The organism is Parafrankia sp. Ea1.12, from assembly GCF_900465275.1.
Classification (GTDB): domain Bacteria; phylum Actinomycetota; class Actinomycetes; order Frankiales; family Frankiaceae; genus Parafrankia; species Parafrankia soli.
Window position 1 is genome coordinate 22,629 of the sequence record NZ_UBIZ01000308.1, and the last position, 23,409, is coordinate 46,037.

At 72.6% G+C, this 23,409-nt stretch carries 19 protein-coding genes; 13 read left to right on the top strand and 6 right to left on the bottom strand.

Going from position 1 to position 23,409, the window contains the following annotated elements:
• Positions 1–34: 34 nt before the first annotated feature.
• The 4 genes from FMEAI12_RS16265 to FMEAI12_RS16280 all read right to left on the bottom strand — a co-directional run bounded on the left by FMEAI12_RS16265 (position 35) and on the right by FMEAI12_RS16280 (position 3,118).
• Entirely contained in the window at positions 35–1,603 is a 1,569-nt protein-coding gene (locus FMEAI12_RS16265) for a polyamine aminopropyltransferase (RefSeq protein WP_112106689.1), read from the bottom strand.
• A 28-nt stretch (positions 1,604–1,631) separates the two neighbouring features.
• Complete coding sequence (locus tag FMEAI12_RS16270; RefSeq protein ID WP_112106690.1) at positions 1,632–2,075, bottom strand: DUF350 domain-containing protein; 444 nt, start codon at positions 2,073–2,075, stop codon at positions 1,632–1,634.
• A gap of 75 nt (positions 2,076–2,150) precedes the next feature.
• Positions 2,151–2,615: a DUF4247 domain-containing protein gene (locus tag FMEAI12_RS16275; RefSeq protein WP_112106691.1), complete on the bottom strand. Its 465-nt coding sequence runs from the start codon at positions 2,613–2,615 to the stop codon at positions 2,151–2,153.
• Positions 2,612–3,118 carry a DUF2617 family protein gene (locus tag FMEAI12_RS16280; RefSeq protein ID WP_112106692.1) on the bottom strand — a complete coding sequence of 169 codons (507 nt, stop codon included), beginning with the start codon at positions 3,116–3,118 and terminating at the stop codon, positions 2,612–2,614. Before FMEAI12_RS16280 ends, FMEAI12_RS16275 begins: the two co-directional genes overlap by 4 nt.
• 351 nt (positions 3,119–3,469) lie before the next feature.
• On the opposite strand from FMEAI12_RS16280, the gene FMEAI12_RS16285 reads away from it, so the two are divergent.
• The 4 genes from FMEAI12_RS16285 to FMEAI12_RS16300 all read left to right on the top strand — a co-directional run bounded on the left by FMEAI12_RS16285 (position 3,470) and on the right by FMEAI12_RS16300 (position 8,760).
• Positions 3,470–4,075 carry a GNAT family N-acetyltransferase gene (locus FMEAI12_RS16285; protein ID WP_112106693.1) on the top strand — a complete coding sequence of 202 codons (606 nt, stop codon included), beginning with the start codon at positions 3,470–3,472 and terminating at the stop codon, positions 4,073–4,075.
• Positions 4,076–4,322: 247 nt separating this feature from the next.
• Positions 4,323–5,657: a cytochrome P450 gene (locus tag FMEAI12_RS16290; protein ID WP_112106694.1), complete on the top strand. Its 1,335-nt coding sequence runs from the start codon at positions 4,323–4,325 to the stop codon at positions 5,655–5,657.
• Positions 5,658–5,671: 14 nt separating this feature from the next.
• The gene (locus tag FMEAI12_RS16295; protein ID WP_112106695.1) at positions 5,672–7,204 is read left to right on the top strand and encodes a serine/threonine-protein kinase; all 1,533 of its coding nucleotides are present in this window, start codon (positions 5,672–5,674) and stop codon (positions 7,202–7,204) included.
• A 116-nt stretch (positions 7,205–7,320) separates the two neighbouring features.
• On the top strand, positions 7,321–8,760 hold the full coding sequence (locus FMEAI12_RS16300) for an MFS transporter (protein ID WP_112106696.1): 1,440 nt from the start codon (positions 7,321–7,323) through the stop codon (positions 8,758–8,760).
• Positions 8,761–8,857: 97 nt separating this feature from the next.
• Here the strand turns inward: FMEAI12_RS16300 and FMEAI12_RS16305 are convergent, their stop codons facing one another.
• Positions 8,858–11,332 carry an ATP-binding cassette domain-containing protein gene (locus FMEAI12_RS16305; protein WP_235014058.1) on the bottom strand — a complete coding sequence of 825 codons (2,475 nt, stop codon included), beginning with the start codon at positions 11,330–11,332 and terminating at the stop codon, positions 8,858–8,860.
• 549 nt (positions 11,333–11,881) lie between these two features.
• On the opposite strand from FMEAI12_RS16305, the gene FMEAI12_RS16310 reads away from it, so the two are divergent.
• The 3 genes from FMEAI12_RS16310 to galK all read left to right on the top strand — a co-directional run bounded on the left by FMEAI12_RS16310 (position 11,882) and on the right by galK (position 15,414).
• Positions 11,882–13,285, top strand: a complete 1,404-nt coding sequence (locus FMEAI12_RS16310; RefSeq protein ID WP_112106698.1) for a sensor histidine kinase — start codon at positions 11,882–11,884, stop codon at positions 13,283–13,285.
• Complete coding sequence (locus FMEAI12_RS16315; RefSeq protein WP_112106699.1) at positions 13,282–13,953, top strand: response regulator transcription factor; 672 nt, start codon at positions 13,282–13,284, stop codon at positions 13,951–13,953. Before FMEAI12_RS16310 ends, FMEAI12_RS16315 begins: the two co-directional genes overlap by 4 nt.
• Positions 13,954–14,160: 207 nt before the next feature.
• Positions 14,161–15,414 (top strand): galactokinase, encoded by a 1,254-nt coding sequence (gene galK, locus FMEAI12_RS16320; RefSeq protein ID WP_112106700.1) that lies wholly within the window; start codon positions 14,161–14,163, stop codon positions 15,412–15,414.
• Positions 15,415–15,423: 9 nt separating this feature from the next.
• Here galK and FMEAI12_RS16325 read toward each other — a convergent pair whose 3' ends face one another.
• Positions 15,424–16,434, bottom strand: coding sequence for a LacI family DNA-binding transcriptional regulator (locus tag FMEAI12_RS16325; RefSeq protein WP_112106729.1), 1,011 nt, complete (start codon positions 16,432–16,434; stop codon positions 15,424–15,426).
• A 442-nt stretch (positions 16,435–16,876) separates the two neighbouring features.
• Here FMEAI12_RS16325 and FMEAI12_RS16330 point away from each other — a divergent pair, with 442 nt between their 5' ends.
• The 6 genes from FMEAI12_RS16330 to FMEAI12_RS16355 all read left to right on the top strand — a co-directional run bounded on the left by FMEAI12_RS16330 (position 16,877) and on the right by FMEAI12_RS16355 (position 23,380).
• Complete coding sequence (locus FMEAI12_RS16330; protein WP_112106701.1) at positions 16,877–17,899, top strand: U32 family peptidase; 1,023 nt, start codon at positions 16,877–16,879, stop codon at positions 17,897–17,899.
• Positions 17,896–19,059, top strand: a complete 1,164-nt coding sequence (locus FMEAI12_RS16335) for a mandelate racemase/muconate lactonizing enzyme family protein (RefSeq protein ID WP_112106702.1) — start codon at positions 17,896–17,898, stop codon at positions 19,057–19,059. Before FMEAI12_RS16330 ends, FMEAI12_RS16335 begins: the two co-directional genes overlap by 4 nt.
• 2 nt (positions 19,060–19,061) lie before the next feature.
• Positions 19,062–20,105, top strand: coding sequence for a zinc-binding dehydrogenase (locus FMEAI12_RS16340; RefSeq protein ID WP_112106703.1), 1,044 nt, complete (start codon positions 19,062–19,064; stop codon positions 20,103–20,105).
• A gap of 23 nt (positions 20,106–20,128) precedes the next feature.
• Entirely contained in the window at positions 20,129–21,568 is a 1,440-nt protein-coding gene (locus FMEAI12_RS16345; protein ID WP_112106730.1) for an aldehyde dehydrogenase (NADP(+)), read from the top strand.
• Positions 21,569–21,571: 3 nt separating this feature from the next.
• Positions 21,572–22,465, top strand: coding sequence for an SMP-30/gluconolactonase/LRE family protein (locus FMEAI12_RS16350; RefSeq protein ID WP_112106704.1), 894 nt, complete (start codon positions 21,572–21,574; stop codon positions 22,463–22,465).
• A gap of 153 nt (positions 22,466–22,618) precedes the next feature.
• Positions 22,619–23,380 carry a DeoR/GlpR family DNA-binding transcription regulator gene (locus tag FMEAI12_RS16355; RefSeq protein WP_235014061.1) on the top strand — a complete coding sequence of 254 codons (762 nt, stop codon included), beginning with the start codon at positions 22,619–22,621 and terminating at the stop codon, positions 23,378–23,380.
• Positions 23,381–23,409: the final 29 nt, after the last annotated feature.

Genomic DNA, 23,409 nt, shown 5'->3' on the forward strand with positions numbered 1-23,409 from the left:
TCCATGACTCCACCGCCTTCTCCGGGGTGAAGTCCTAACGCTGGTAGCCGGTCCGCAGGTCGTCGACGATCCGTGGGCGGTCGAGCGTGGAGGGCTCGAGGGTGCGCGGAGGCCGGTCCGGCGGGAAGACCCCGGCGGCGGTGAGCACGGCCTGGTCGAGAAACCGGGCCGGGGTGGCCCGCTCGGAAAGCACGAGCGGCGCAGGTGTCCCCCCGGTGGTTGCCAGCACGAAGCCCCAGTCCCCGAAGCTCGGGACGTCGACGTGGTACGACGTGGTGGCCAGGCCCGCGGCCCTGACCGTGCTCACCGTGCGCCAGTAGGCACTCGGTGTCGCGTACGGGCTGCCGGCCTGCACGGTGAGCAGGCCTCCGGGCGCGAGGACCGCCCGCACCAGGCCGTAGAACTCCTGCGAGTAGAGCCGGCCGAGCGCGGGTGTGTCCGGATCGGGCATGTCCACGACGACGGCGTCGAACGGCTCCGGCGGTGGGTCGCGCAGCCAGCGGAAGGCGTCGGCCACCACCACACGCACCCGCGGGTCGTTGAGCGCGGCACGGTTGAGTCGGGCGAAGGTCGTCCGGGCGAGTTCGATCATCCGCGGGTCCAGCTCCACCTGCACCACCTGCCGGACCGTGGGGTGGCGCAGCAGCTCGCGCGCGGCCAACCCGTCGCCGCCGCCGAGGACCAGGACACGGGCGGGATCACGGGCGAGTGCGGGGGCGACGAGCGCCTCGGTGTACCGGTGTTCGTCGGCGCTGGAGAACTGCAGGTCGCCGTCCAGGTAGAGGCGCAGGTCGCCGCCTCGGCGGGTCACGACGATCTCCTGGTACGCGGACCGGGTGGCGACCACGATCGGGTCCGCGTACAGCCGCTGGCGGGCGTCGGTCTCGATGTCACGTGCGCGGAGCAGCAGCGTGCCGAGCAGGGTGGCGGCGGCCAGGAGCGCGCCGAGCGCGGTGACGAGGGCACGTCTGGTCAGCCACCGCCGCAGCAGCAACGTGGCGACCACGGTCGCGGCTGTCAGGTTGACCAGCCCCGTCAGCGCGGCTCCGCGGATCATGCCGGCCGTGGGGAGCAGGACGAACGGCCAGACCAGCCCGCCGACGAGGGCGCCGGCGTAGTCGGCTGCGTTGAGGTCGGCGAGCAGCCGGCCGCTGGCCCGGGCGTCCACGTCGGTCCGGCCGGTCTGCAGGAGCGTGACAAGCAGCGGCAGCTCGGCGCCTACCAGCGTGCCGAGCAGCGCGGTGCCGAGGACGAGCACCGGTCCGCTCGTCGCGTAGAAGCTGAAGGTGACGTAGAGAGTGACGGCGCTGAGCCCGCCGAGGATTCCGAGCAGGGTCTCGACGGCGACGAAGGCGGCGGCCGCGTGCCCGAGGAAGGGCTTGACCAGCAGCGCCCCGGCGCCGAGGGCGGCGACGAATCCGGCGACGATCAGTGAGGTCTGGGTGATGCCGCCGCCGGCGAGGCTGGTCGACAGGGTGAGCAGGACCAGCTCGTACACCAGGCCGCAGGCGGCGCAGACCGCGACCGCGGCGAGCAGGAGCGGGCGGGTACGGGCGGGCAGCGGGCTGTCCGCCGATGTGGCCCTGGGGGTGTCCGTCGCCACGGCTGATGGCGTCAGGAAGCTGATGGCGTCAGGACAGCGCGGCCGCGTTGACCGCGCCGATCGCGAGCAGGCTGGTGGCGACCGCCCACGCCGCCGGGCTGAGTGTCGGCTCGTCGACGATCGCGCGCAGGTGCCCGGGCACGACGGCGTCGAGCACGCGGAGCGCGAGCGCCTGCAGCGCGACCCCGACGAGGCCGTAGACCGCCGAGTCGACAAGGCCCTGAGCCAGCGAGTCCGAGCTGGTCAGGACGGCCGTGACGACGATGACCGTCAGCGACAGGTGGTTGCCCGCGAGCAGGACGGCGGCGTTCGGCCGGCGGTCGACGTAGACCTGCCGGCGCAGGTTGCCGGGCGTGAGCAGGTCGAGGACCAGAAAACCCAGCGCGAGGACACCGACGCCGACCAGGAAGTAGAGCAGGGTGGCGGCGATGCCCTCGCCGAGGTCGCCGGCGTCCAGGCTGCCGAAGGTCACGAGGCTCTCCCGGTGGTGTGCGGGGGGACGGGGGGACGGTGCTGCGTGGCCGGGCCCCGGCGGCCCCGGCCCGGATCACTTCCCATCGCCGGGACCACCGTCCTTCCCGGCCGGCGAGCCGGGGGTGAACCCGCTGCCGAGGCGCGCGTACTGGCCATGGCTGAACCCGTCGTCGAGATCCTCTACCCGCACAGTGCTGCCGGCCCCGGCGGCCGCCGCGCTGACGATCACGATGTCGTCCGCGAAGCGGAGGTACTGGCTGCCTCCGTCGCTGGCCCGGGCGGCCGGCGCGACCCCGCCGGCGATGGCCGCGGCGGTCCGGTCGACCGGCTCGGTCGACAGGTAGCTCTCGGTGTCGCCCCGGGTGTCGGTGTGACGGTAGCTGTCGGCGAGCCAGCCCCGGACGTTGCTGTCGCCACCGCAGGCGGGTAGCACCGCGACGGCGAGGGCGAGCGGGACAGCCAACGCGACGCGGGCGCTGCGGGCAACGCGGGCGCTGCGGGCAACGCGGGCGACGCGGGCGACGTGGGCGGTGGTCATCGCGGCTCCCAGCGGCTGTGGGTGGTCACGATCTCGTGCGTGCGGGAGCCCGGGTAGAGGTGCCAGGTGTGCCACTGCCAGCCGCGCGGCATCGGCGCGCCGGTCAGGGCGGTCACCGCCCGCTCGTCGCCGGGGAAGGCGGCGCACAACCAGTCGGATCTCCCGGCCGCCCGGGTCCGCAGACTCGCCGCGAGCGCGTCGAGTTCGCGGCGATCGACGGTGCGCACCTGCGCCCTCAGGGTGTAGCCGTCCTGCTCCGCCCGCGACGGCAGCGGGCAGCCACCGGCCGCGACGGCGTCACAGGAGACCTCCTCGGTCAGTCGACGTGTGCCCGAGGAGGCGCTCACCGCGTGCGAGGCGCCCAGGACGGCCAGGGTCAGCATGCCGTGCGGCGCGTGCAGGTCGACGCTGGCCAGCGACGCGGGGCTCGGCGCGCCGAGCAGCAGGCCGAGGGAGGCGGCGCGGACGTCGCGGGGCACGACCGCCAGCTCGAGGGCGGTCATCGGACCGGGACCGCGCCGCGGCGGACCGGCACACAGGGGACCTCGGGCACCTGGGTCCTCTCCGGCGGGGAATGCTCGGCGAGAACATACCGGACTTATTGCTGCGACGGAACTTGTGCGTGTCCGCGTCGACCTACGGCGGTGACCCCAGCGGAGGCTCGAACGGGTGCGGTGTCCGGAGTCCTCGACGCGCGCGAAAGCAGCGCCGTTGAATTCCGGCGACGAGGAGACGGGATTCGTCCTCGGAGACGACGCGACCCTGGATGACCCGACGCGGGCGCCATGCCGCACCAGGTCCGGCCGGTTCGCCGGATTCCCGTCCGATGGTCTGGGCTGGCAGACTTGCCGGTGATGGATCGTGGGGGCAGCGAGTTCGGTGGCGCGCGGGTGCGGCGGATCGGGCTCGGTGACGCCGAGGTTCTGCGGGCGGTGCGGCTGGCGGCCCTGGCCGACGCGCCGGGGGCGTTCTGGCGTACCTATGCCGACGAAGCGACCCGGCCGGGAGCGGACTGGGTGGAGCGAGCCCGGGTGGGCGCGTCCGGAGACGCGGACGTGACGTTCCTGGCCGAGCGGGATGGCGCGGTGGTCGGTTCGGTGTCGGCGCACACCCCGTCGGCGGCGCGGGACCTGCGGGAGCTGGCGGCGATGTGGGTGGCGCCGGTGGCCCGAGGCTCGGGCACGGCGGACGCTTTGTTGCTGGCGGTGCTGGACTGGGCCCGGGCGGCTGGCGCGGCCGGGGCCCGGCTGTGGGTGGTGCCGTCGAACGGGCCGGCCCGGCGGGTGTATGAGCGGCACGGGTTCGTGGTGGTCGGTGACCTGGAGCCGGTTACGGATGATCCGTCGGTGAAGGTGTACGTGCCGATGGTGCTGACGTTGGACGCGGCTGCCGCCGCGGATGCGGGTTACCGGGCGCGCGCCGCCTCGCCCTGGTCGGCGCCGACATCGGGTGAGGACTGAGCGGGTGGCGGGAAAGTCCATGCCGGACAAGGGCGTCGAAGGCGAGCGGGGACGTCGTCTACTCCGGCTGTAGTACGGCGGACAGCGTGTACCGCGCCATACGTAGCCGGTATTGCCTGCGGGGGGAGGACGACGGGCAGGGCTTGTTCGGACACGCTTGTGCGGGGAAGTCAGATCTGCGGGCACGGTCGTCCACCAGACAGAACGACCACCGGCTCCGGCTCGTATGAAGGGATCTGTAGAGACTGTGCGCGAATTCGAGGCGATGGACTTCTTCCGCGACGAGACCCTCGTCGCGGACCCGTACCCTTACCTCGACGCCCTGCGGCGGAAATGCCCCGTACAACGGGAACGCCACCACGACGTGGTGATGGTGACCGGCTACGAGGAGGCGGTGGAGGTCTTCCACGACTCCGAGGCGTTCTCGTCCTGCATCTCGGTGACGGGTCCGTTCCCCGGCTTCCCGGTCCCGCTCGACGGTGACGACGTCTCCGCGCTGATCGAGCGGCATCGCCATGAGCTGCCGATGAACGACCAGCTCCCGACGATGGACCCGCCCACCCACACCGATCATCGCGCGCTGCTGATGCGGCTGATCACCCCTAAGCGCCTCAAGGAGAACGAGGCGCTGATGTGGGACCTTGCCGACCGCATGCTCGACCCGTTCCTCACTCCTGGTGAGGGAGAGTTCATCAGCGGATTCGCCGGACCGTTCACACTGCTCGTCATCGCGGACCTTCTGGGCGTCCCCGAGGAGGACCAGGACGAGTTTCTCGACAAACTGCAGCGCCAGCCGGCACAGACCGGCGGCGTCGGCGGCACCGGAGCGGAGACCCTGGCCCACAGTCCGCTGGAGTTTCTCCACGGGAAGTTCACCGGCTACATCGAGGACCGTCGCCGCAGCCCCCGCGCCGACGTGCTGACCGGTCTGGCCGGCGCGACGTTCCCGGACGGATCGACACCCGAGGCCATCGACGTGGTGCGGGTGGCCGCGAACCTCTTCTCCGCCGGTCAGGAAACCACGGTGCGCCTGCTCGGTTCGGCGTTGAAGATCCTGGCTGAGCGGCCCGACCTCCAGCGGCGGCTTCGTGCCGAGCGGGAGCGCATCCCGGCCTTCATCGAGGAGACCCTGCGCTGGGAGAGCCCGGTCAAGGGCGACTTCCGGCTCTCCCGGGTGCCGGTCACGGTGGGTGGGGTGCAGTTGCCCGCCGGCACCACGGTGATGGTGGTCAACGGGGCGGCCAACCGCGACCCACGCCGCTTCGAGAACCCGGAGACGTTCGACGTCGCCCGTTCCAACGCCCGCCAGCATCTGGCTTTCGGGCGTGGGATCCACAGCTGCCCCGGCGCGCCGTTGGCACGGGCCGAGGCACGGGCGAGTCTTGAACGGCTGTTGGACCGCACCACCGACATCCGCGTCAACGAGCGGGTGCACGGCCCGGCCGGCAACCGCCGCTACGAGTACATGCCCACCTTCATCCTGCGTGGGCTGACCGCCCTGCACCTGGAGTTCGACCTCGCGCCGGCACCGCCACGTGACTGCCCGCCCGCCGGCTCACCTGTCGGATGGATCAAGGGCTGACGCTGCCTTCTGGCATGGTGCCGTACCCGGAGGGGCGCACGGTTCCCGCGGCCGAGACGTTCGTCCCCGGTGAGCCCCTGTTGTCGCACGAGCCGACCGCCATCGGCCCGTACGTCCTGTTGAGCCGGCTGGGCGTGGGTGGGATGGGCGCCGTCTACTACGCGCGCGACCAGCGGGGGCGGCCGGTCGCGGTCAAGGTGATCAGGCCGGATCGGGCCAGGGACCAGGAGTTCCGCCGCCGTTTCCGTCGGGAGGTCGAGGCGGCTCGCAGCGTCGCCTCGTTCTGCACCGCCGAGGTTCTCGACGCCGACCCGGACGCGTTCGCGCCGTACCTGGTGACGGAGTACATCGACGGCCTCCGGCTGGATCAGGCTGTCGCCGAGAGGGGTGCGCTCGACTCGTCCACCCTTACCGGGCTGGCGGTCGGGGTCGCGACGGCGTTGACCGCGATCCACCACGCCGGGCTTGTGCATCGGGATCTCAAGCCCGGCAACGTGATCCTGTCGCTGTCCGGTCCACGGGTCATCGACTTCGGTATCGCCCTGGCCCTGGACAGCACCGGCGGTAGGCCGACCGACTGGGGGTTCGGCTCGGCCGGGTGGATGGCACCCGAACAGATCAACGGCCAGCCGATCAGTGCGGCGGCTGACGTGTTCGCCTGGGGTGTCCTCGTCGCGTACGCGGGTACCGGACGGCATCCCTTCGGGGACGGCCACGATGTCGGTCTCGCCCACCGGATCACCACGGCCGAACCGGACCTGACCGGCCTTCCTCCGCAGGTGGAGGATCTCGTCCGCGATGCTCTGGGGAAAGAGCCGGCCAGCCGGCCTGATGCCCGGGGCCTGCTGCTGCGCCTGGTCGAGCGCCGGCCGGGGGAGCGGTCCGCCGATCCGGCTGTCCGACTGCTCGGGCTCACCGCGGAGCTCGCGCACTCCCCGGACGGGTCCGCACCTGCGCGGCGGCTGCGCTGGAGCCGTGGCCGCGCTCTGCTGACCGCCGGCCTGACGCTGGTACTGGCGGGTCTCACCGTGATCGGGTTGGCGGCGGCGAACCGTGATGACGGGACGTCGGCGCGACCGGCCGCGCCCACGGCCGGGCCGGGGGCATCCACGGCCAGGTCCGTGGAATCCCCGTCCGCGCCGGTCTCCGGCCCCAGTACCCCACCGAGTCCCGGCGGCTTCCGGGACGGGCCGCTGCTGTTCGCCGTGGACGGTGTCGAATGCGGGGTCGAGCAGCTCGGCCTCGGGTTCCTGGCCCGCCATCCGGACGGTCAGTTCTGCCTGGTCACCATGACGGTTCGTAACACCGGTGCATCCTCGGGCGCACTGGAGAACGCCTACCAGTACGCGTACGACAGCACCGGCGCCCGGCGCACCGCCGACTACCTGTCGCGTCTCTACCTGCCCGGCGAGACGATCTGGAATCCCGCCGGGCCGGGTGCCTCCATCCACGGCACGCTGGTTTTCGATATCCCGCGGGGCGCCGCGCTGCGGCGGCTGGAGCTCCATGACAGCCCGACCGGCAGCGGCGTTCTCATTCCGTTGTAGCCGGAACTCGCGCCCGTCCCGAACAGCACTTCTGTCGTCTTTTTTGATGTTGTGCGGCGCTGTCGACGTGCCCCGTGTAACCGGGGTTCGGCCATTCCAAAGGACAGGAGCCGTTCATGACAGTAACCGCGGTGCCGTCCCAGACGGAACCAGGACGGTCCAGATTCACCGCGCGGAATGCGCTGATCCTGATGGTGCTGATGTGGGCCGCACAGCTTCTGGGGCTGGTCGGCCTGCTTTCCGGCAATGTTCAGGCGGAGATCGCCGTACACTTTCACACCGCCAGGATCTCGTGGTTCACGCTGATCACGGGCCTGGTCGGCACCTTCGCCACGCCCTTCGCGATCAAGGCCGCGGCGATGTACGGCAAGAAGCGGGTCATGGTGGTCATCACCGTCCTCGGGCTGGTGGGAGACCTGATCGCCGCCCTTGCGACGAACTACTCCATGCTGCTGATCGGACGCGGCATCGCCGGGTGCTATGGCCCGATCGGGGCACTGGCCTACTCGATGGTCCGTGACGTCCTCCCGCGCCGGCTCATCGGTCCCGCCAGCGGCCTGCTGGGCGGCGGCGTCGGGCTGGTCGCGCTGGGGGGCCCGTTCCTGTCCGCGTGGCTCGTGGACGGTTCCGGCTTCCGTGGCGCGCTGTGGTTCATGGCCGCGGCCAGCGCGCTCAGCCTCGTGGCGCTCGTGGTCCTCGTACCCGAGAGTCCCGTGCGCGAGGAACGCACCCGCATCGACTGGCTGGGTGGGCTCCTGCTCGGCGGTGGCCTGACCGCGGTCGTCTACGGGATCGGTGAAGGCGCCGACTGGGGCTGGACCAGTGCTCGCACTCTTCTCTTCATCGGAGGCGGTCTGGCCGCCGTGGTGGGCTTCGTCTTCACCGAAAGCCGGGTCCCGCACCCGATGATCCCACTGCCCCTGCTGAGGCGACGGCCGGTCTGGACCATGCTGCTGACGACGTCCCTGGTCGGAGGCGCGGCGTACGCCGTCGGCACGGTGATGTTCCTGCTCGCCCTCATGCCGACCATTCCGGGTGTCTCCGACGGCCTGGGATTCTCCGCAACCAGGAATGCGCTGGTCGGCGCACCCAGCAGCGTACTGATCCTCACGGGTGCGGTCGCGGCCGGAATGCTGGCCCGTAGATTCGATGCCTGGTTCCTCCTGGCCGCCGGCGGCCTACTCGTCGCCGGTGGATATGGACTGATCTCCGTGTACCACCACACTGTGCCGCAGCTGATGCTCCTCGGTGCCGTGACCGCGGTGGGCATGGGCCTCGTGGTGGCCACAATTCCCATCCTGGTCATCCAGGCGGTGCACCCGGCCGAACAGGCACTGGCCAACGGTGCCCAGTCAATGGCGCAGGGGGTCACCCAGACCGTCCTCGGCCAGCTGGCGTTCGTCATCCTCGCCCGGGACAGCCAGGTCGTCCACGGAGTCCGGTTCTACCGGGACGCCGGGTACTCCAACGGTCTTCTGTTCACCGCCGGTGTCGCCGCGACCGGGACAGCACTGGCCCTGATACTGCCGAAACGCCGTGCGGCCCGGGAGCTCTGAAGGTCTGAGGGCCTGGGGGACGACTGCTTCGACCGCGGGGTGACGCGAGACCGGCCGGCATCGGGCCCTGGCCGGCACTGCGGGCCGGCGGTGACTACTACCGGCCCGCAGTGCCGCGGACCGGAGGATCCGGGCGCGGCTCCACAGGAACTGATGTGGAGACGGCGGACACCGGACGTGCGGTCGGACGGGACATCCTGGGGTCGAGGCGACGCAGCAGGACCGACGTCAGCGCGAGCGCCGCGCCGGCAAGTCCGACGCCCAGCACGATGTCGAGCAGCCAGGCATCCGCGCTGTGCTCCCAGAGCCTGTCCGCGGGGTCGGTGCGCAGCATCCCGTTGCCGAGCTTGGAGACCTCGTTGAGGTCGTCGGTGGACGCCAGCGCCGCGAAGCCCCAGCGGGCGGGGGTGATCCAGGCGACCTGCTCCATCACCAGACGGCCGGACAGCGACACCAGGCCGCCGGAGAGCACGAGCTGGGCCATGGTGACCAGAACCAGGATGGGCATGATCTTGTCGACGTTGTCGGCGAGAGTCGAGACCAACAGGCCGATCATCATGGATGCCAGCGCCGCGACGATGACGGCGACGAGGCACTCGATCAGTGGTGAGCCCAGCAGGGACGCATCGGGCGGCGTGCGGCCGGCGAGACCGATCAGGGTGAAGATCGCGCACTGCAGGGTCGTGATACCGGTGAGGACGATGATCTTCGAGTCGAGATAGGCCGTCCGGGACAGGCCGATCGTTCGTTCCCGCCGGTAGATGTCGCGTTCCTTGACGATCTCGCGGACCGAGTTCGCCATGCCCATGAAACAAGCGCACAGCACCAGGACGACGAGCACCTTCATCGCGTCCGGATTAGGCGCGTCCGGCAATGATTTCAGTCCGTCCGGAGCTGGGATCACCCGGGGGATGATGCCCAGCAGAAACGGGAACGCGATAATCATCCTCAGATAGGAAGGATCGGCGAGCACCACTCGCAGATATCGCCGGGTGAGCGTGACGAGCTGCGCGACTACTGGTTGCTGGCGGACGCCGGGGAGTTCGGCCGGCGCCTTGCGCGCGACCGGCGCCACGACCGCGGAGGGCACGAAGTACTCGGACGCACGGAACCGGGCCGCCATCTCCGCACCCGGCGTGTTCTCCAGCTCCCGGAAGACGGCCGCGAACTCGCGGAAGTCCTCCTTGCCGAAGAAGCGCAGCGCCCCGTCCGACGGGCCGAAGTAGGCCACGTGCCCACCCGGGGCGAGCACCAGGATGTAGTCGCACAGGTCCAGGAAGAGCACGCTGTGCGTGACGACGATGACCGTGCGGCCGCTCTCGTCCGTCGAGCCCGGACCGCCGCCGTGGGCGAGCCCTTTCAGGGTCTCCATCACCGACTGGTCGTTCGCCGGGTCCAGCCCCGACGTCGGCTCGTCCAGGAACAGCAGCGACGGCCGGGTGAGCAGCTCGAGGGCCACCGACGTCCGCTTCTTCTGCCCACCGGAGAGCCGGCTCACCGGCGTGCCGGCGTGCGCGGTCAGACCGAGCTCGCCGATGACCTCCTGGACGCGGGCGCGCCGCTCCTGCCCCGTGGTGTCCGCGGGGAACCGCAGCTCGGCGCCGTACTCGAGCGCCTCGCGCACGGTGAGCTGGGCGTGCAGCGGATCGGCCTGCGGGACGTAGCCGATGCGTCGGCGCAGCTCGTCGTACTCGGCGTAGAGATCCAGCCCGTTGTACAGGACGGAGCCGGTGTCGGCGGGGCGGAAGCCGGTCAGCGCGTTGAGCAGGGTCGACTTGCCCGCCCCGCTGGGACCGACCACACCGAGCAGCGAGCGGCCGGGCAGCCGGAAGGTCAGGTCGTGCATCAGCTGCTTGGCGCCGGCCCACACGGACAGGTCCTGTGCCTCGAGCGCCACATCGCCGGAGTCGACGTACTCGACGAGGGCGTCGTCCTCGAGCTGGTAGAGATGGTGCCCGATCGCGATGACATCGCGCTGCCCGACCGGAGCGCGCTCGACCCGCTGGCCGTTGACGAACGTCCCGTTGGCCGAACCGAGATCGATGACCTCCACCGCGTCGGCGTCGACCAGCAGCTCGGCGTGACGGCGTGAGGCGAGCAGATCGGCGACGGAGATGTCGTTGTCGTGGGAGCGGCCCAGGCGCAGCGTCCCGGGACGCAGCGGGTGCCGTCGGCGGCAGGCATGTGCCACGGCGCCGGCCGCCGGCCGGGTCGCCGTCGCGCCGGGAACCGCCTCGCTCGGCCGCGGAGGCTCGACCTGCCGCGGAGGCTCGACCTGCCATGGAGAAAGGACCACCTCCGGACCGTCTACGGCACCGAGCCTGAGCCGCACCTCATCCAGACGCAGGGTGGTGCCTCTGATCCGGCGCCCGTCCTGCCACAGACCGTTCGCGCTGATGTCCCGCACGTGCCAGCCGTCAGCGACCGGTTCGAGCACGAGGTGGTGCCGGGAGACCCTCCCGTCGCCGACCACGATGTCGGCGCCGCGCGCCCGGCCGACCAGGTACGACGCGTTGCCTGCCAGCGTGGTCCGGCCCGCCGGGCTGACCACGCTCAGCGTGCTCAGGTCCACTGGCGGACCGGACGGAGGAGCGCGTCGCCGCGCTGGACGTTGATCGTCCACTGGATGTTTCCGGTTTGCGTGGTCACCGTGGAAGGTCCCCGGCATCGCACCGCCTTGTGAGAGCTGACCGCCCGGCTGTTGTCACTCAGACCTCCGGTCCTGGGCTGCACCTGGGATTCGGACCACTGTGCACCGTCGGTCAGGTCTTTCCATCGGCCAGGGGAAGTCATTTCCGACTACCGCGCCGGTAGTAGCCAGCTGCTTTACCGGTCCGCCGAAGGCCGAGGACTGTCACGTAAGTGCCCGTCCGATCAACAACTCCCTGTTCACCGCATCGGCGATCGCCACTCCGCAGGAGCGGCGAAAGTACTCACCTCCCGATCTGGCGGATGTTCCCCGGCGCGTTGTCCGGTCGGAATCGACACGCCGTGTCGCCGATCCGTCGGCGGATGCCGTCCGCGACCGATCGGCGTCGCCTCGTCTACTACGGACGCAGTAGACGAGGAACTACCATCGCCGCAGGTCGACAATCGGCATCCGCTGGGTACCGTGGTTGCGGTGGCACCAAAGATCGCGCAGTTCTGGAATGTGTGCCGGCGTACGGCTCGGCGGTACCCCTGGCTGGCCGACGGCCTGCTCGCTGTCGTGGTTCTGGCCCTGGGTCTGTGGCTGGCCGCGCAGAGCGCTCCCAGCCACCTCAGGCCGACCGGGCCCAGTCTGGTCATGAGCATGATCGGCTGTGCCGCCCTGGTGGTGCGCCGATCATGGCCGGGTGCGGTCCTCGGTGTCGTCCTCGGTTGCACCGTGCTCGTGTTCATCCTCAACCTGACGCCCGACGACAGCCCGCCGCTCACCTTCGCCGCCGGGGTCGCCCTGTACAGCCTGGCGGTCTACCGGTCCCGCGAGGCAGCATGGATCTCGGCTCTCGCCTCGATGATCGTTCTGATTCCGCCGGCGCTGCTGCAGAAGCAGGAGGTTGTGGCTGTGGTCCTGGGTCTGTCCACCTGGGTTGTCTCCGCGACCGCCACCGGGGACGCGGTCCGCAGCCGGCGTGCCTACATCGCCGCGGTCGAGGACCGGGCCCGGCGGGCGGAGCAGAGCCGTGAGGAGGAGGCCCGGCGGCAGGTCGCCGAGGAACGGTTACGCATCGCCCGGGAGCTGCATGACGTGGTCGCCCACCACATCACTCTCGTCAAGGTGCAGGCGGCCGTCGCCTCCCACATGCTCTACGAGCAGCCGGCCGGCGCCGACGAGGCGCTCGGCCACATCCGCCGCGCCAGCGCCACCGTCCTGGACGAGCTGAAACTGTTGGTCTACGCGCTGCGGGACACCTCCGAGCCGGTGTCGACCCAGCCGCCCGCGGGCCTGTCCCAACTCCCCACGCTGCTGTCCGGTTTCACGGCAGGCGGGATGTCCGTCGCACTCGACGTGACCGGGCAGTCCCGCGAGCTGCCGGCGCTCACCGACCTGGCCGCCTACCGGATCGTGCAGGAGTCACTGACGAACGCTCACAAGCACTCCCGGGGCGCCCGGACCTCGGTCGCGGTCGGCTACGGTTCCGGCGAGTTGCGCCTTCGTATCCACAACACCGCGGGCATGTCTCTTCCCGCATCCGGCGGTACCGGCCAGCCGCCCGGCACCGGTCCTGGCCGCAGGTTCCCCGGCACCGGCCCCACCCGGAAACAGCCCGCCACCGGCCCTACGCGGGACCCGGCGGCGCAGCGCGGCCGCGGCGGGCACGGCCTGCTCGGCATGCGCGAGCGGGCCGCCGCGGTCGGCGGCCACATGCAGGCCGGTTCCGACGGCGAGGGTGGCTTCGTGGTCACCGCGACGCTGCCGGTCCCGGAGGCGCCGCCACCGGCCCCGGCCGCCTCCACATTCAATGGCAGACGGGGGAGTGCCACGCTGCAGACGGCTACCGCCACCCCCCGCACCGCACTTGTGAAGGTGACACCCCAGTGATCCGTGTCCTGTTGGCCGACGACCAGGCGCTCATCCGCGCCGGTTTCCGCGTCCTCGTCGAGGCCGCCGCCGACATCACCGTGGTCGCCGAAGCTGCCGACGGCGCCGAGGCGGTGCGGCTGGCGCGGGAGACCCGTCCCGACGTCATCCTGATGGACATCAGAATGCCAGGCGTCGATGGTCTGTCCGCCACCCGTGAACTGACCGGCGACCCGACACTCAACGAGGTGAAGGTGCTCGTCCTGACCACCTTCGAACTCGACGAGCACGTCTTCGAGGCGCTGCGGGTCGGGGCCAGCGGCTTTCTCGGCAAAGGGGTGGAACCCGACGAGCTGGTCGCCGCGATCCGGGTCGTCGCCCGCGGCGACGCGCTCCTGTCCCCGCAGGCGACCCGTCACCTCATCGAGCAGTACCTGCGGCAGCCGGCCACACCGGCACCCGCGGTCACCGCGGGGCTGGATCTGCTCACCAAGCGGGAGAACGAGATCGTCAGGCTCATCGCCCACGGGCTGACGAACGACGAGATCGCCGAACAGCTTTACCTGTCGCCGCTGACCGTCAAGACGCACGCGAACCGCGCGATGACCAAGGTAGCGGCCCGCGACCGCGCCCAGCTCGTCGTGATCGCCTACCAGACCGGGCTCGCCGAGGCCCCCAGCAGGAAGTGACCCGGGCCGGTTCGGGGCCGGTGAGCTCGGGTGGCCGGGTGGCCGTCTGTTCCCGTGAACGGATGGCGGGCATCCTTGACCATCGGGATGTTAGCGCTAACATTCGACCTCGATGAGTGGACCTCGATGAGTGGAACAGCCCGGGGGAGTGGCGTCCCGTCCACTCCACACCGCCGTTTCGATCCGCTGCGGGGGCGGTGGGTTCTGGTGTCGGCTGGTCGGGACCGGCGGCCGTGGTCGGGTGAGAGCCAGGCGGGCACCCCGGGCGCGGCGGAGCGGGCCGTCGCGGCCTTCGTCCGGTGCCACGGTGCCCGGCCGGCCTACCTGGTCCGCTCGCCTGGCCGGGTGAATCTGATCGGCGAGCACACCGACTACAACGGCGGGCTCTGCCTGCCGGTGGCGATCGACCTCGAGCTGTGCCTCGCGTTCTCCCCGTCCCCGCGCGCGACTTCGGGCCACGGGTCTGTCGAGGTGCTTTCCGAGCATCGCGCGGCACCGGCCCGGATCGGCCTGCCGCCTCCTCCGCCACCTGAGCCCGGGTCGCCCGGCCGGGCCGGTGCCGCGCAGTCCGGATGGGCCGGGTACGTCGAGGGCGTCGTCGTGATGGCGGCGTCGGTCGCCGGAGCCGCCGCGTCGCGAGGCTGGTACGGGACGCTGGCCAGCGACCTGCCGCTCGGCGCCGGGCTGTCGTCGTCGGCCGCGTTGGAGCTTGCCGTGGCACGGGCCTGCGCGGTGGTGTGGGACACCGGCTGGGATCCGATCGGGGCGGCCCGGCTCGCCCAGCGGGCCGAGAACGGCTGGGTGGGCGCCGCCACCGGTCTGCTCGACCAGATCGCCTGCGCCGCGGCGACGGCCGGCCACGCTCTGGAGATCGACTTTCGTGATCTGACGGTGACCGCGGTCGCCGTCCCGGATTCGGTCGTCGTCGCGGTCGTGGACACCGGCACCCGCCGGGAGCTGGTCACCAGCGCCTACGCCCAGCGCCGGGCCGAATGTGAGCGGGCGGCGGCCGGGCTGGGCGTCGCGAGCCTGCGCGACCTCGGCGACCGGTTGCCCGCCGACGCGGCCCGCCGGCTCGACCCGGTGGCGTTGCGCCGGGCGCGTCACATCGTCACCGAGAACACGCGGGTACGGGAGCTCGCCGACGCGCTGCGCCGCGCGGACCTGCCACGGGCCGGCGCCGTGCTCCTCGACGGCCACCGGTCGATCCGGGACGACTTCGAGGTGAGCGGTCCCGAGCTGGACGCCGCGGTCGAGGTCTGCCGGAACGCCCCCGGCTGCCACGGCGCGCGGATGACCGGCGGCGGTTTCGCCGGCTGCGTCATCGCCCTGGTCGACGCGGACTCGGTGGCAGGCTTCGCCCGAGCGGTGGTCGGTCCCTACCGCCGGAGGACCGGGAGGGATGCCGTGATCCACCTGTGTGTGCCGGTCGGCGGCACCTCGCTGGTGGACCCGCGCTGACTGCGAACGTCAGGGTGGCGGTGCCGTGCTGCGGCGCAGGACCAGCTCCGGCGGGATGACGACGTGAGCCCGGCCGGTCGCGCCGGTCTCGACCTGTTCCAGGAGCGAGCGCAGGCTCTGACGGCCGACCTCGGTGAAGTCCTGCCGGAGCGTGGTCAGCGGCGGTGAGAAGTACGCGGCTTCGGGGATGTCGTCGAATCCGACGACGCTGACGTCCTCGGGTACCCGGCGGCCGCCTTCGCGCAGGGCGCGCAGGACGCCGAGGGCCATCTGGTCGTTGGCGACGAAGACGGCGGTCAGGTCGGGTTCGCGGGCGAGCTGGCGGCCGGCGGCGAAGCCGGCGCGGGCGGTCCAGTCACCGGCCAGCGGCGGGTGGACGGCCGCGCCGGCCGCCTCGAGCGCGGCGCGCCAGCCGGCGATCCGTCCGGCGCCCTCGTACCAGTCGGACGGTCCGGCCACGTGCCGGACGGTCGGGTGGCCGGCGGCGAGCAGGTGCTCGGTGGCGGTCCGGGCGCCGTGCTCCTGGTCCACCGAGACGGTGGCGATGTTTCCGTCGGGGCGCCCTTCGACGGCGACGAGCGGCAGGCGGGTCGCGACCGCGCTCAGCGCGTCGGTCGCGTCGAGAAGCGGCGCGATCGCCACGACCCCGTCGATGCCACCGGCGAGCAGACGCCCGAGGGCCTGCCGGACCGCGCCCGGATCGAGGGAGTGCAGGCTGACCACCGTGACCTGGTAGTCGGCCGCCCGCGCCGCCTGTTCGACGGCGTACAGCGTGGACGTCGGCCCGTAGAGCGTGCCGGTCAGGGCCAGGACACCGAGGGTTCGGGAGCGGCCGGTGGCGAGCGCCCGGGCGGCCGGGTTCGGCCGGTAGCCGAGCTCGCGCAGGCCGGCCAGGACCCGCTCCCGGGTCCGTGGCCGGACACCCGGGTGGTTGTTGACGACGCGGGACACGGTCTGGTGGGAGACGCCGACGAGGCGGGCCACGTCGGTCAGGGCCGGCGGCCGACCGGACGCGGGCATCGTGCTCCCCACCTCGCCCACCTCGCCCGGCCCGGCCAGCTCGCCCTGTCCGCCCTGCTCGCCCTGTCCGCCTGGCTCGGACGCGCCGGGGACCACCTGCGGCGCTGGCTCGCCGCCCCGGTCCGCTCCGTCCAATTCGGTCCACCTTCGTCGCTCTTGACGTGCCGCTCTTCGTATCGCGTCACCGGGCGGATGGCGTTCTCGTCGGCCGCGCCGCGACCGGTCCGCCCGTTCCGTTATAGCCGGCCTGCACCTGCTGGCCGTTGGGCGCCGGGCTGGACGCGTCGCGCCGCCGGGCTTGACCGACGAAATGTTAGCGCTAACATTTGTCCTCGCGGCCGTTGTCACGCACGGACGGCCGCGCGCCGGCACCGGATCACCTCCGCCCCGCCGGCCACCCTGGCCATGCATCAGAAGCCATGAACAGGAACGGGAGGCGCGGGTGCGACAGACGCGTGATTTCCTCCGCTCGCTCGGGCTGCCGGGCGCCGATCCCTCCGACCTGCCGTCCAGCGGGAAGCGGTTCCCGGACGGCGCCCAGTACCGGGTGGAGATCCCGAGTGTGGAAGGGCCGGAGGCGCTGGCGGCGGTGCTTGCCGAGGCGGACCGCCGGGGCGTCCCGGTCCACCGGGTCTCGCAGGGCAGCGGCGGGCTGCTGCTGACCGCCGGGGAGCTGGCGGCGATGGCGGCCGCCGGGGCGGCGGCGGACGTCGAGGTCAGTCTGTTCGCCCGGCCGCTGGCCGGATGGGACACCGGGGCCGCCGCCCTGGCCCCCGGCGGTGCCGGCCTGGCCGCGCAGGCGCGGGGGACCGAACAGCTCGTGCACGTGCTGGAGGACATCCGCCGGGCCACCGAGGCCGGGATCCGCAGCGTCCTGGTCACCGACGTCGGGGTGCTGTCGGTCGCGGGCCGGATGCGGACGGCCGGTGAGCTGCCACCGGAGCTGATCTTCAAGGTGAGCGTGCAGATGGGCTGTGCCAACCCCGCGTCGATCCGCCTGGTCGAGCAGCTCGGCGCCGACACCTACAACGTGCCGACCGACCTGTCGCTGGCCCAGCTCGCGGCGGTCCGGGCGGCCGTGGACATCCCCATCGACCTCTACGTCGAGGCGCCCGACGACCTCGGTGGCTTCGTGCGCCACTTCGAGATCGCCGAGATCGTCCGGGTCGCCGCGCCGGTCTACCTGAAGTTCGGGCTGCGCAACGCGCCGAACATCTATCCCAGCGGCACCCACCTGACCGCCACCGCCGTGGCCCTCGGGCGGGAACGGGTCCGGCGGGCCGAGATCGGCCTGGAGCTGCTGCGCCGCTACTACCCGGACGCCGTCGGGTCAGGACGGCGTCCGGCCGGGCTGGCCGTCCCGGCGCCACCCGGCGACGCACCGGCCTCGCCGGCCCCACCGGCGACTCCGCCGCCGACTCCGCCGGTCGCCGCTGTCGAGGGAGCACCGGGGGCACTGTCATGAAGATCGCCGACGTGCGGACGCACGTGTACGGGACCCCATGGCGGGATCTGACCTACGTCCAGGTCTTCACGGACGACGGCCTGGTCGGCGTGGGGGAGACCCGGATGCTCGGCCACACCCAGGCGCTGCTGGGCTACCTGGCCGAGGCGACCCGCAACCATGTGCTCGGCTCCGATCCGTTCGACATCGAGTCGCTGGTGGACCGGATGAAGCGCGGCGACTACGGGCGCGCCGGCGAGATCGTCATGTCCGGTATCGCCTGCGTCGAGATGGCCTGCTGGGACATCGTGGGCAAGGCGCTGGGGCAGCCGGTGTGGCGGCTGCTGGGCGGCAGGGTCCGCGACAGGATCAAGGCGTACGCGAACGGCTGGTACACCGTGGAGCGCACCCCCGAGGAGTTCCACGTGGCGGCGCGGGCGGTGGTGGCCCGGGGCTACCGGGCGCTCAAGCTCGACCCGTTCGGCGCCGGCCGGTGGGAGCTGGACCGGGCCGAACGCCGCCACTCGATCTCCCTGGTCGAGGCGGTGCGCGACGCGGTCGGGCCGGACGTGGAGATCCTCGTGGAGATGCACGGGCGGTTCGCACCGCACGAGGCCATCCGGATCGCCGCCTCGCTGGCCGAGTTCGAGCCGGGCTGGGTGGAGGAACCGGTACCACCGGAGAACCTGCGGGCGCTGGCCAAGGCCGCCGCCGGGATCGACGCCCCGGTGGCGACCGGGGAGCGCATCCACGACCGCACCGAGTTCCGGGAGCTGTTCGACCTCGGCGCGGCCGACATCATCCAGCCCGACATCGGCCATCTCGGCGGCATCAGCGAGACCCGCAAGCTCGCCGCGACCGCGGAGACCCACTTCACGCTGGTCGCCCCGCACAACGTCGGCGGCGCGGTTCTCACCGCCGCCAACCTGCACCTGGCCGCCTGCACCCCCAACTTCATGATCCAGGAACACTTCAACGACTTCGCCGACGAGGAGGTCAAGCTCGCGGCCCCGGGCCTGCCGCCGGTCGTCGACGGCTACTTCGCCCTGCCGACCGCACCCGGGCTCGGCGTCGAGCTGGACGTCGACGTCGTGGCCGCCCACCCGTCCCGCGGCGCCCACTTCGACCTCTACGCCGACGGCTGGGAGCTGCGCGGCTCCCGCCCGCCCGGCCGCGGCTGACCGTGACCGGTCGCGCGGTGTGGATCGACGCGCCGGGACAGCTGGAGATCCGCCCGGCCGAACCGGTCGCTCCCGGGCCGGGTGAGGTGCTGGTCCGGGTGGCCCGGGCGGGTATCTGCGGTTCCGACCGCGAGGTGCTGCGCGGCACCCGGCCCGCCGGATTCGTGCGGTACCCGGTCGTCCCGGGGCACGAGTGGTCCGGGACGGTGGCCGCGGTCGGCCCGGCGGGGGACGCGGGCCTCGTGGGCCGGCCGGTGGTGGCCGAGGGCTTCCGCTCCTGCCGGGTCTGCCCCGCCTGCCGGCGCGGCGACACCAACCTGTGCACCGCCCCCTACGAGGAGACCGGCTTCACCTGCCCCGGCGCGTGGTCCGACCACCTGGTCGTACCGAGCCATCTCCTGCACGTCCTGCCGCCCGGCGCCGACCTGCGCGCGGCCGCCGGCCTGGAACCGGCAGCCTGCGCGGCGGCCATGTGCCTGCGCGCCGGTGCCGTTCCCGGCGAGCGGGTCGCCGTGGTCGGCGCGGGCACGCTCGGCCTGCTGGCCACACAGCTGCTGGCGGCAGGCGGCCCGGCCGAGTTGGTCGCCGTGGATCCCCGCCCGGGCCGCGCCGAGCTCGCCGCCCGGTGCGGCGCCGCGACGCTGCTGACGCCGGACGAGGCGGCCGGCGGCCGGTGGTCACGTCGGTTCGACGTGGTCGTCGAGGCCGCCGGCGCGCCCGGCAGCGCGGCGCTGGCCTGCGGGCTCGCCCGCCGTGGCGGGCGGGTGGTGCTCGCCGGTCTCGCCGCGGACGGCGACCACCCGCTGCGCGCCCTCGACCTCGTGCTTCCCCAGCTCACCGTGCACACCGTGTTCGGGGCGCCGTCGCGGGCCTGGACCCACGCGGTACGCGCGTTCGCCGCCGGCCAGCTCGACCCGGCGGCGCTGGTCACGCACGAGCTGCCCCTCGACGACGTCGGCGAGGCGTTCCGGCTCCTCGACGACGCCGCCGGCACCGCCGTGAAGATCCTGCTGCATCCCACGTCCCGCAGCGGCACCGCCTCGTGACACCCCGCCTCGTCAACGGAAGGATGGCCGTGCACACCGTCACGACCGACACCGAAGCGCTGCTCGCCGCCGCGGCGGCGGCCCGGCCGTTCGGCGCGCTCGCGCCGGCCGCGCGTGCGTCGATGCTGCGCGCGGTGGCCGACGCCCTGGACGCCGCGGCCGAGACCCTGGTCCCGGTCGCGATGCGCGAGACACGGCTGCCCGAACCGCGCCTGCGCGGCGAGCTGGTCCGCACAACGTTCCAGCTCCGCCTGTTCGCCGGGCTCCTCGACGACGGCCGGTACCTCGAGGCGACGATCGACCCGCCCGACCCGGCCTGGCCCACCGGGCCGCGTCCCGACCTGCGCCGGATGCTGATCCCGGTCGGGCCGGTGCTCGTCTTCGCCGCCTCGAACTTTCCCTTCGCGTTCAGCGTCGCCGGTGGGGACACCGCCGCCGCGCTCGCCGCGGGCTGTCCGGTGCTGCTCAAGGCCCACCCCGGCCATCCGGAGCTGTCCCGTCTCACCGCCGCCGTCGTCACGGCCGCGCTGGCCGCCGCCGGTGCGCCCGCGGGGACGCTGGCCCTGATCGAAGGTGACGAGCCGGCACGGGCCGCCCTCGTCGACCCGCGCGTGCGGGCCGGTGCCTTCACCGGCTCGGAGCACGCCGGCCGGCTCCTTTTCAACCTCGCAGCCGCCCGCGACGAGCCGATCCCGTTCTACGCCGAGATGGGCAGCGTCAACCCGGTCTTCGTGACCGAGGCCGCCGCCGCCCGGCGCGGGCCGGAGATCTGGGCCGGCTACGTCGAGTCCTACACGCTGGGCACCGGCCAGTTCTGCACCAAGCCCGGCCTCCTGTTCGCCCCGGCCGGATCAGCCGAGGCGGACCTCGTCCGGCTGGTGTCCGCGCGCCCGGCCACCCCGCTGCTGGGGGAGCGGATCGCGGCCGGCTACCGGGACACCCTCGGCGGGCTCACGGGCCATCCCGCGGTTCGGGTGCTGGCCGCCGGCGCCGGGACGACGACCGGCGTGACGCCGACTCTGCTGGCCACCGGTGTCGCCGACTGGCTGCGTGACCCGGGCACGCTGGCGGTCGAGTGCTTCGGCCCGACGTCGCTGCTCGTCGCCTACGACGATCCGGCCGACCTGCTCGCGGTGGCCCGCGCCCTAGGCGGGCAGCTCACCGCCACCGTGCACGGCGAGGACACCGACGGCGTCCTCGCCGCGGACCTGCTCGCCGAGCTGCGGGAACGGGCCGGGCGGGTGCTGTGGAACGGATGGCCGACCGGCGTGTCGGTCAGCCCGGCCATGACCCACGGCGGCCCGTACCCGGCGACGACGTCCCTGCACACCTCGGTCGGGACGACGTCGATCTCCCGGTTCCTGCGGCCCGTCACGTACCAGTCGCTGCCCGAGCGCCTGCTGCCCGAGCCCCTGCGTGACGACAATCCCTGGGGGATCCCCCAGAACCGGCACGGCGGCTGACCGGTGGCCACCGACCGCCCCGAGCAGATCACCGACCCGGTGGCCTTCCACGGCGAGGGCCCGGTCTGGAGCCCCGACTGGGGCGGCCTGCGCTGCGTCGACCTGCTGGCCGGTGACGTCCTCGCCGTCGACACCACGAGCGGCGCCGTCCGCCGCGACCATGTCGGCGCCGTGGCCGCGGCGCTGCGACCACGAGCCGCGGGTGGGACGGTGCTCGCACTGGAACGCGGCTTCGCGCTCATCGGCCCCGCCGGCCCCGAAGACTTCTCCGGCCTCACCGGCGGAGTCCGCCGGTACCTCGGGGACCTGTGGGACGCCGACGCCGGGGTCCGGATGAACGACGGCGGCTGTGACCCGGACGGCCGTTTCTACTGTGGATCCATGGCCTACGCCGAGACGGCCGGCGCGGGCTCGCTCTACCGGCTCGCACCCGACGGCACCGTCAGCGTCGTGCTGACCGGCGTCACCGTCTCCAACGGGCTGGCCTGGAGCCCCGACGGCGCGCGGGCCTACTACGTGGACTCCGCGACATCACGGGTGGACGTCTTCGACTACGACTCGGAACGGGGGCTCCGCGACCGGTGGACGCTGGTCACCGTCCCCGAGGAGGCGGGTGCGCCTGACGGGCTCACCGTCGACGCCGACGGCTACCTGTGGGTGGCGCTGTGGGGCGGCGGCGCGGTCCACCGCTACTCACCCACCGGCCGGCTCGACGGGATCGTCCCGCTGCCCGTGCCCCGGGTGACGGCGTGCACCTTCGGCGACGACCGCCTCGACACGCTCTACATCACCACCTCCCAGGTCGGCACCGATCTCACCCGGTATCCGGCGGCGGGTGCTGTGTTCGCCCTCGCCCCGGGAGTTCGCGGCCAGCCGGTGCAACCGTTCACGGGCTAGATCCGCGTGACTCGCTTCCGTTCTGGTGTCCCGCGGAACACTCGATCAGGGCACGGCACATCGCAGCTGATCAATCTCCGTGCAACGGGCTGTTAGTCTGACGTTGCTTCGCACACCGTTCTCACACGTAACGCCGCGCCCGGCGAGGTGCCTGTGTCACTGCCCCAGCGGAACGTTCCCGGCGAGGACCGCCTGACCTGGCTGAGTGACCAGCTCAGGGATCAGGGAGCGGTCACCATCACCGCGGCGGCGGCGGCGCTCAACGTCAGCGAGATGACGATCCGGCGGGACCTGTTCCAGCTGGAGGAACGCGGGGTGGCCCGCCGGGTGCGCGGCGGGGCGCGCTCCGTCGGCCCGCGCAGCTTCGCCCAGCGCCGGGACCGGATGGCGGCGGCGAAGTCGCGCATCGCGGCGAAGCTCGCCGAGCTCGTCCCGGACGGGGGCGCGGTCGCGTTCGACGCGTCCTCGACGGTCATGCGGCTCGCCGGCGCTCTGACCAGCGCGGACGATCTGCTCGTCGTCACGAACGGGCCCGACACGTTCGGCGTGCTGCGGGACAGGCCGGGTATCTCGGTGCTGCTGACCGGCGGACGGCTCGATCCGCGGACCGGCAGCCTGGTCGGCCCGCTGGCGAGCCGGGCGGCGGCGGACATCACCGTGCGGCGGCTGTTCGCCTCGGCGGCGGCCCTCGACGAGCGGGCGGGCCCGCTGGAGGAGACCCCGGAGGAGGCCGACGTCAAGCGCGCGCTGGCCGCGGGTGCCGAGCAGATCGTCCTGGCCGTCGACTCCTCGAAGCTCGGCACGCGGGCCGTCGCGCGCTGGCTCGACTGGGACCGCGTCGACTGGCTGGTGACCGAACTCGACCCGCAGGACGACCGGCTGGCGCCCTACCGACGGGTGACGCGGGTCCGGTGACGCGGCTCCGGTGACGCCACCGCGCCTGC

Excerpts from the sequence above, each read along its gene's own strand:
- FMEAI12_RS16275 (WP_112106691.1), bottom strand. The coding sequence starts at position 2,615 with ATGACCACCGCCCACGTCGCCCGCGTCGCCCGCGTTGCCCGCAGCGCC.
- FMEAI12_RS16280 (WP_112106692.1), bottom strand. The coding sequence starts at position 3,118 with ATGACCGCCCTCGAGCTGGCGGTCGTGCCCCGCGACGTCCGCGCCGCC.
- FMEAI12_RS16285 (WP_112106693.1), top strand. The coding sequence starts at position 3,470 with ATGGATCGTGGGGGCAGCGAGTTCGGTGGCGCGCGGGTGCGGCGGATC.
- FMEAI12_RS16295 (WP_112106695.1), top strand. The coding sequence starts at position 5,672 with ATGGTGCCGTACCCGGAGGGGCGCACGGTTCCCGCGGCCGAGACGTTC.
- FMEAI12_RS16300 (WP_112106696.1), top strand. The coding sequence starts at position 7,321 with ATGACAGTAACCGCGGTGCCGTCCCAGACGGAACCAGGACGGTCCAGA.
- FMEAI12_RS16325 (WP_112106729.1), bottom strand. The coding sequence starts at position 16,434 with ATGCCCGCGTCCGGTCGGCCGCCGGCCCTGACCGACGTGGCCCGCCTC.
- FMEAI12_RS16335 (WP_112106702.1), top strand. The coding sequence starts at position 17,896 with ATGAAGATCGCCGACGTGCGGACGCACGTGTACGGGACCCCATGGCGG.
- FMEAI12_RS16345 (WP_112106730.1), top strand. The coding sequence starts at position 20,129 with ATGGCCGTGCACACCGTCACGACCGACACCGAAGCGCTGCTCGCCGCC.